7 protein-coding genes are annotated in these 7,487 nt (G+C 64.0%); 3 read left to right on the top strand and 4 right to left on the bottom strand.

Annotation, left to right across the window (positions count from 1 at the left end; translation table 11 throughout):
• Positions 1 to 608 precede the first annotated feature (608 nt).
• Entirely contained in the window at positions 609 to 1,475 is an 867-nt protein-coding gene (locus tag X756_RS148640) for a glycosyltransferase (RefSeq protein WP_023730319.1), read from the top strand.
• 153 nt (positions 1,476 to 1,628) lie between these two features.
• On the opposite strand, the gene X756_RS148645 is transcribed toward X756_RS148640, so the two are convergent.
• Entirely contained in the window at positions 1,629 to 2,732 is a 1,104-nt protein-coding gene (locus X756_RS148645) for a saccharopine dehydrogenase family protein (protein WP_023730318.1), read from the bottom strand.
• Here X756_RS148645 and X756_RS1000000169385 point away from each other — a divergent pair.
• Both X756_RS1000000169385 and X756_RS148650 read left to right on the top strand, forming a co-directional pair.
• The gene (locus X756_RS1000000169385) at positions 2,731 to 2,892 is read left to right on the top strand and encodes a hypothetical protein (protein ID WP_198020031.1); all 162 of its coding nucleotides are present in this window, start codon (positions 2,731 to 2,733) and stop codon (positions 2,890 to 2,892) included. The two genes, X756_RS148645 and X756_RS1000000169385, sit on opposite strands and share 2 nt — an antisense overlap.
• Positions 2,882 to 3,310: an Lrp/AsnC family transcriptional regulator gene (locus X756_RS148650; protein ID WP_023685052.1), complete on the top strand. Its 429-nt coding sequence runs from the start codon at positions 2,882 to 2,884 to the stop codon at positions 3,308 to 3,310. Before X756_RS1000000169385 ends, X756_RS148650 begins: the two co-directional genes overlap by 11 nt.
• Before the next feature lie 177 nt (positions 3,311 to 3,487).
• Here X756_RS148650 and X756_RS148655 read toward each other — a convergent pair whose 3' ends face one another.
• From X756_RS148655 to X756_RS148665, 3 genes are read right to left on the bottom strand one after another with little or no spacing between them, the layout of a single operon-like run.
• Positions 3,488 to 5,521, bottom strand: coding sequence for an aldo/keto reductase (locus X756_RS148655; RefSeq protein WP_023730317.1), 2,034 nt, complete (start codon positions 5,519 to 5,521; stop codon positions 3,488 to 3,490).
• Positions 5,522 to 5,550: 29 nt separating this feature from the next.
• Positions 5,551 to 6,630 carry a sn-glycerol-3-phosphate ABC transporter ATP-binding protein UgpC gene (gene ugpC / locus X756_RS148660; protein ID WP_023730316.1) on the bottom strand — a complete coding sequence of 360 codons (1,080 nt, stop codon included), beginning with the start codon at positions 6,628 to 6,630 and terminating at the stop codon, positions 5,551 to 5,553.
• 13 nt (positions 6,631 to 6,643) lie between these two features.
• Positions 6,644 to 7,480 (bottom strand): carbohydrate ABC transporter permease, encoded by an 837-nt coding sequence (locus X756_RS148665; RefSeq protein WP_023730315.1) that lies wholly within the window; start codon positions 7,478 to 7,480, stop codon positions 6,644 to 6,646.
• Positions 7,481 to 7,487 lie beyond the last annotated feature (7 nt).

Below are 7,487 nucleotides of genomic sequence, written 5' to 3'. Positions count from 1 at the left end.
TCGAAGGCGCAGTGCATGCGCCAAAGACCATTGTTCTTCTTCTCATACGCACCGGCCTTGGCAACCGCTGTCGCATCGAGGATGCGGATCAGTCGGCCTTTGGCCAAACCTGCATCCTCGCGCTTCAAAAGGTGCCCAATCAACTGCTGCAGCCATGGTCCTGCATTGNAGCAACGCCACGTCCGAAATGTCGGCAATCCCGCTCGCCGCCGCCCAGGCCACGACGCCCCGCATGCCAACCTTGCCAAGGCAGTAAGCCAGTGTCAGGCGCAACAGGTCGCTCGCCGACCTGACGCCGCGCGGGCGCAGGAACGCCTTCGTCTCGCGGGCGCTCTGCGTGAGCAAATCTTCGCCGCCGAGAAGCTCAATCGTCTCGGCCCAGCCGTCATCAACAAGCGATTCGTGTGTCATCGCAGTGTAGAATCACACCCGATTCCGCAGGGCAATACCTATCTTAGCGCCTATGCCNATTCGTGTGTCATCGCAGTGTAGAATCACACCCGATTCCGCAGGGCAATACCTATCTTAGCGCCTATGCCCACAAGGGGGAGGGTGGCCGCCCAGCCGTTGGTTGTCGCAGATCAGCGGAATGTACTAAGTGTCGGTCGATGGACACCGGCCTGAAGAAATACATCGCCATACGCTACAACATCGCCGCTGGCTTCAAGCCAAGCCAGTGGGACGGAAAGGGCCGCGCCAATCTCGACCCGGTCTGGCTGGTCGAGCGCCTGGCGTTGTTCGACACCTATTGCGCGTCGTCGCTCGAAGGCCAGTCGCTGAAGGATTTTGCCGTCCTTGTGGCGTTCGATGCCGATACGCACGAGAACTATATTCGTACCGTGTGCAGCTGCGTGGCCGGTGTCGACGTCAGGCCGATCCTTGTCGAGGCCGGCGACGATTACAACAATCGCTTAAATGCTTTCGTCCACGACGACAGCGATGCCGAGTATGTCTCGCTCACGCGGCTCGACAGCGACGACGCGCTGGCGCCGACCTTCATGGAGCGCGTCGACCACTACGCGCGCCGGGAGATCGAAAAGCGTGTGGTGGACCTGCAGCCGCTCTACATTGCCTTTCCGGACGGCCAGAATTTCGACACGGCAAGCGGACGCTACACGCACCACGACTATGTCACGTCGGCGTTCGGCACGCTGGTCGAAAGGAGATCGCCGGCGATGAGCGGCGTCTACAGCGAGCACCACGCAAAAATGGCGACGCGCTTCAACACCGTCGTGGCGGCATCGAAGGGCGCGCAATGGTGCATCGTCATCCATGACAACAACGCCGCCAACGTGTTGAGGGGCAAGCCGGTCTCGGGGCCCTCCTTCACGGTGGGCCGACCGGCTGTCGAACCCAAGGTGCCAGCGCGAAGGCAAAGCGCGCCACGACAGGCGACGCAGCCCCGCATTGCGCCGCGGACCGCGGGCAACTTCATCCGGTTTCTGCTCGGACGACCGATGGCTCTGCGGAAGTAGCGGGCGCTTACCCTCCCCCTTGTGGGGAGGGTCGATCCGCGTAGCGGAGCGGGGTGGGGGTCCTCGCCNGCGCTCACCCCCACCCCGTCTCGCCATCTCCGCTTCGCTCCGACCGCGAGCCGACCCTCCCCACAAGGGGGAGGGTGAAGTAGCTCAGCTTGCCAGCCGGCTTACCATCTCGTGCTGCGCATAAGCGCGCCCAAAACGATTGGCGAGAAACGCATCAAGCGCGATGTTTTCCTGCTTGACGAAGCCGGTCGCCGGCAAGGTGCCGTCGGCCAGCATGTCGAGCACGGCGCAGATGCCGGAGGCGGTGGTGATCTGGATTGCGCTGCGCACCTGGTTGCCGATGCGCTGCGAATAGATCTTGTTGGCGTAGGTTTCCTGCAGCAGGCGGCCATTGCGGCGGCCCGAGACGGTGACGAAGACGATGACCACATCCTGCAGCGTTGCCGGCAGGGCGCTCTCGAAGATATCCTTCAGCACGTCGCGGCGGTGGCGCAGGCCGAGATCGTTGAGCAGCGCCTTCATGATCGCCGCGTGGCCGGGATAGCGGATGGTGCGGTAGTTCAGCGTGCGCACCTTGCCCTTCAGCGTCTCGGCCAGCGTGCCGAGACCGCCGGAGGTGTTGAAGGCCTCATAGGTGACGCCGTCGAGCGAGAACTCTTCGCGCTCCTCCAGCGGCGGCACCTCGATCAGCTCGCCCTCGACGATCGCCTCGCAGGGTTCGCAATATTCGTTGATGACGCCGTCGGTGCTCCATGTCAGATTGTAGTTCAGCGCATTGGACGGGTATTGCGGCAGCGCGCCGACGCGCATGCGAACGCTTTCCAGCGTGTCGAAACGGCTGGCGAGATCATTGGCGACGATCGAGATGAAGCCCGGCGCAAGGCCGCATTGCGGAATGAACGCGCTCTTGCCCGAACGCGCCAGTTCCTTGACGCGGCGGGTGGAGATGACGTCCTCGGTCAAATCGAGATAGTGGACGCCGGTTGCGGCGGCCGCTTCGGCGATGCGCGTGGTCAAATGGAAGGGGGCGGCGCTCAGCACGGCGAAGGCGCCGGCAAGGGCGGCCTCGAGTGCGCCCGGCGCTGCGATATCGAGCTCCAGCCCCTCGACGCCGGCGGGAAGTTCGGCCGCGGCAAGCTGCGCCGCCGCGCGGTCGATAACGGTGACGTGGTAGTCGCCGCTGTCGGCGAGCATGCCTGCAATGGTGGAGCCGATCTTGCCGGCGCCGACGACGATGATTTTCTTCATGACCTTGCCCCTCGTGAAACTCTTTGGCCCAGACCGCCGCGCGGTGGACGCGATGCCTTCAAGAATCGCAGCTTGCCTGTCGAAAGGAAGCGTGAAACTGTTCGAAACGAACCCCACAATTGATCAATACGCCGATAAAGTTCGTCAAAATGCTCACTGACGCCGAACAAAAGCTGCTTTCCTTGCTGCGCGCCAATGCCCGCGCATCGACCACTGAGCTGGCGCGCCAGCTCGGCGTTTCGCGCACGACGGTGCAGAGCCGGATCGAGCGGCTGGAACAGCGCGGCATCATCACCGGCTATGGCGTGCGGATGGCGCCGGACTACGAGCAGGGGCTGGTGCGGGCGCATGTGCTGCTCACCGTCACGCCGAAACTCGCCGACAAGGTGGTGCGGGCGCTGCAGGCGCTGCCGCCGGTACGGACGCTGCACTCGGTGAGCGGCAATTTCGACATGATCGTCATCGTCGACGCGCCGTCGATCAGGGATCTGGATGCGTTGCTGGACGAGATCGGGGCGATGGACGGGGTCGAGCGGACGTCGTCGTCGATTATTTTGTCGACACGGATCGATCGGTAGGTGGAACGCATGAGCCGCTAATCTCCCCGTGCGGGGGAGATGGCCGGCAGGCCAGAGGGAGTCGGGTCGACTGGGCTCGGCCTACCTGCCGCTGCAGAAGGAGGTTAGCGCTCCACGCGAGGCGACCCCCTCTGTCGCCTTCGGCGACATCTCCCCCTCAAGGGGGGAGATTAGCTGCTAAGCCCGCCGCCTTTCCGGCCCGCTATCCAGCCACGCCACATCCTCCGCCGACAGCTTGATATCCAGCGCCTTCAAACTGTCCTCCAACTCGTCCAGCGTGCGCGGGCCGATCAACGGTACCGACGGAAAGGGCTGCGCCAGCACATAGGCGAGCGCGACGTGGATCGGACTTTTGCCCAGGCGCTGCGCCAGCTCGATGGCACGGTCGCGGCGGCCGAAATTTTTTTCCGAGTACCAGACCCGCACCAGCTCCTCATTGTCCTGCTTGTCGCGGCCGGCGCGGTCGGTGAAGAAGCCGCGGCCCTGGCTCGACCAGGCGAAGTTGGGCATCTGCCTTTTCGTCAGCCAGGATTTCCAGTCGTCGGTGGACGAGGTGATGCAGCCGGCCCAGATCGGCTCCAGCATCTCGGCCAGCGAGAAATTGTTGGAGAGCACGCCGGGCTTCTGCTTGCCGGTGCGCTCGGCATAGGCAATCGCCTCGTCCATGCGCGCCATCGTCCAGTTCGAGCCGCCGAACGGGCCACGGATGCGGCCGGCCTTGACCTCGGCGTCCATCGCATCGACGAATTCGCCGACCGGCACATCCGGGTTGTCGCGGTGCATGAAATAGAGGTCGACATGGTCGGTCTGCAGCCGGTCCAACGACTGGGCGAGCTGCTTGCCGATGACATCGGGATAGCAGAGCGGCGAGTGCGCGCCCTTGGCGATGATCACCGACTGCTCGCGCACGCCGCGATTCCTGAGCCACTGGCCAAGCAGCGTTTCGGTGTAGCCGGCGCCGTAGACATAGCCGGTGTCGAACAGATTGCCGCCGGCCTCGAAGAAGGCGTCGAGCAGGATTGCGCCCGACGAGAAGGTGCGGAAATCCTCGAAGCCGAGCGCCACCACGGAGGCCGGCTTCGACAGGCCCGGAATCTTGCGCTTGCCAATGGCCGTGCCGCCGGTGCGCAGCGGCCGGCCCGAAAGGGTGTTGGTTCGCTTCGCCGGCTTTTCGATCTCATATTCGAGCCCGACGGCAGCGCGCCATTTGTCGAGCACACGCAGCGTGCCGAGACTGTCGGCCCAGCCCATGCCCGGGCAGGCGAATTCCTGTTTGCCGGCCAGGATCGCCTCGCCGGCTGCATCGACCTCGAAGGAATAGAGATGGCGGGTTTCGTTGACGCTGATGGTCTGGCTCGTGTCGTCGGCGAGAATTACATCGATCCGGCCAGGGCCGCCATCGCGGTTGCCGCCGCCGGCGAACCAGAAATCCGGCACTTCGATGCAGCCCTTGGTGCCGAGGATGCGCAGCACATTGTCCTGTTTGAGCGAGATGCTGCAGGAGACCTCGGCGACGATGCCACCGGGAAAATGCAGCAGCGCCGAGGCCCATTCGTCGACGCCGGACTTGCCGAGATGGGCGGTGCCGACAACCTTGTCCGGCTCGGCGAAGGGTTTGCCTGTGGCAGCGCCCGCGATCAGCCGCACCATGGAGACGGGATAGCCGCCGACATCGAGGATGCCGCCGCCGGCGAGATCGTTGGCGTAGAGCCGGTGCTCGGGCATGAAGCCCGGCATGGCGAAGCCGAAGCTCGACTTCATCAGCCTGACATCGCCGATGACGCCCGACTTGATGAGTTCCACCAGCTTCGCCGTCTGCGGGTGCAGCCGGTACATGAACGCTTCGCCGAGGAAGGTGCCGGCCTTGCGCGCAGCATGGATCATGGCGTCGGCCTCGAAGGCGGTCAGCGCCAGCGGCTTTTCGCACAGCACATGCTTGCCGGCCTCTGCCGCCTTGATCGCCCATTCGGCATGGCCGGGGTGCGGTATGGCGATATAGACGGCGTCGACCTCGGGGTCGGCGAGCAGCGCGTCGTAGCCATCGAGAATGCGGGCGCCGGGAAACGTCTGGGCCAGGCCGGCCTTGCCGGGGTTGCGGGCGCCGAGCGCGACAATCGTGCCGGTGCGCGACCCTGCCACGCCGCGGGCGAACGCTTTGGCGATGTCGCCGGGCCCGAGTATCCCCCAGCGGATGGGCGCGGTTGAAGTCATGGTCATTCTCCTTGGAAAGGCTGGAAGGCTCAGCGCAGCCGCTGGCCGTTTTCGTCGAACAGATAGGATTTGCGGATGGAGACGGTGATCTCCTGGGTGTCGGGGACCTTTGCCGCGTCGCGCTGGATCACCAGGTCTTCGCCATGGGCGGTCCTGGCATAGATGAAGCTGGTGCCGCCGAGATGCTCGACCACGTCGATACCGACGGTGAGGTCGGCATCGCCTTCGCCGGCAGAGCCGAAATGTTCGGGCCGCAAGCCGACGTTGACCTTGGCTCCGGTGTCAAGCATGGCGCCTGTGAGCGGTTGCACAAGGTGGGTTTTCTCCTGGCCCCCCAGTTCGACCGTAACGCTCCCGGTGTTGCGGCCGACGATACGGCCGTTGATGAAATTCATCTTAGGCGAGCCGACGAAACCGGCGACGAACTGATTGTCGGGATTGTCATAGAGGTCGAGCGGCCGGCCAATCTGCTCGACATGGCCGCCACGCAGCACCACGATCCGGTCGGCCAGCGTCATCGCCTCTGTCTGGTCATGGGTGACGTAGATCATCGTCGCGCCGAGTTCCTTGTGCAGGCGCGAGATTTCGACCCGCATCTGCACGCGCAACTCGGCGTCGAGGTTGCTCAGCGGCTCGTCGAACAGGAACACTTGCGGTTCGCGCACGATGGCGCGGCCGATGGCAACGCGCTGGCGCTGGCCGCCGGACAATTGCCTGGGCCGCCGCGCCATCAACTCTGTGATGCGCAGGATTTCGGAGGCCCGCTTCACCCGCCGCTCGGTGTCCTCCTTGGGGTTGCCGGTCATCCTGAGGCCAAAGCTCAGGTTCTGCTCGACGGTCATGTGCGGATAGAGCGCGTAGGACTGGAACACCATGGCGATGCCGCGCTCGGCCGGTTCGACATCGTTCATCACCTTGCCGCCTATGGCGATCTCGCCACCGCTGATGTCCTCCAGCCCGGCGATCATCCGCAAAAGCGTCGATTTCCCGCAGCCGGAGGGGCCGACAAAGACGACGAATTCGCCATCGGCGATATCGATGTTGGCGCCATGGATGATCTCATAAACGCCGAAGCGCTTGATGACATTGGTGAGGGTGACTGCCGCCATATCGCTCTAGTCCCTATTTGACGGCGCCGGCGGCGATGCCGGCGATGAAATGACGTTGCAGCAGCACGAAGACGACCAGCATCGGCACGGTCAGCATGACGGCGCCGGCCATGATGCCGCCCCACGACACCTTGGTCAGGCCGATGAGCGTGCCGAGCGCCACAGGGGCTGTCATCGCGCCGGGCTGGCTGTTGATCAAAAGCGGCCAGAGGTAATTGTTCCATGAAGCAAGGAACAGGATGATGGCGAGCGCCGCCAGCATCGGCCGCGCCAAAGGCAAAGCGACGAACAGGAAGATGCGCCATTCCTTGACGCCCTCTACACGTGCGGCGTCGAACAGGTCGGCCGGCATCATCGAGAAGGCCTGGCGCATGAACAGGACGCCGAGCGAATTGAACAGAGGCGGCACGATCAGCGCCACCCAGGTGTTGGCGAGCTGGAAGTCGCGCGCCACCATGATGAATTGCGGGATCAGCACCACGGCATAGGGCAAAGTGATGGTGCCGAGGATGATCGCCACCACCGCGCCCTTGCCGAAGAACTGGTAGCGGGCCAGCGCCCAGCCGGCCATCGAGGTCAGCAGCACCGAAAAGAAGGTGTAGGTCACCGCCACCGCCACCGAGATGCCGATGGCGCCGACGAAGTTGGTGTCGCGCTGCAGGTTGTTGAAATTGTCGACGAAATTGCCGTGCGGCAAAAGCTCGATGCCGGGGCTGAAGATGCCGTTGTCGGGCATGGTCGAGAAAACAATCATCATCCACAGCGGAAACAGCCAGATCACCGCCAGCGGCGTCAGGAACAGGTGCAGCAGGACGCTGCGGCCGCGCCGGCGTTGCGAGAGCGAACTCATTTCGGCT

It is taken from the genome of Mesorhizobium sp. LNJC405B00 (assembly GCF_000502615.1).
GTDB lineage: Bacteria > Pseudomonadota > Alphaproteobacteria > Rhizobiales > Rhizobiaceae > Mesorhizobium.
This window is presented reverse-complemented; position numbering and strand designations above follow the sequence as displayed.

Excerpts from the sequence above, each read along its gene's own strand:
- X756_RS148640 (WP_023730319.1), top strand. The coding sequence starts at position 609 with ATGGACACCGGCCTGAAGAAATACATCGCCATACGCTACAACATCGCC.
- X756_RS1000000169385 (WP_198020031.1), top strand. The coding sequence starts at position 2,731 with ATGACCTTGCCCCTCGTGAAACTCTTTGGCCCAGACCGCCGCGCGGTG.
- X756_RS148645 (WP_023730318.1), bottom strand. The coding sequence starts at position 2,732 with ATGAAGAAAATCATCGTCGTCGGCGCCGGCAAGATCGGCTCCACCATT.
- X756_RS148650 (WP_023685052.1), top strand. The coding sequence starts at position 2,882 with ATGCTCACTGACGCCGAACAAAAGCTGCTTTCCTTGCTGCGCGCCAAT.
- X756_RS148655 (WP_023730317.1), bottom strand. The coding sequence starts at position 5,521 with ATGACTTCAACCGCGCCCATCCGCTGGGGGATACTCGGGCCCGGCGAC.
- ugpC (WP_023730316.1), bottom strand. The coding sequence starts at position 6,630 with ATGGCGGCAGTCACCCTCACCAATGTCATCAAGCGCTTCGGCGTTTAT.
- X756_RS148665 (WP_023730315.1), bottom strand. The coding sequence starts at position 7,480 with ATGAGTTCGCTCTCGCAACGCCGGCGCGGCCGCAGCGTCCTGCTGCAC.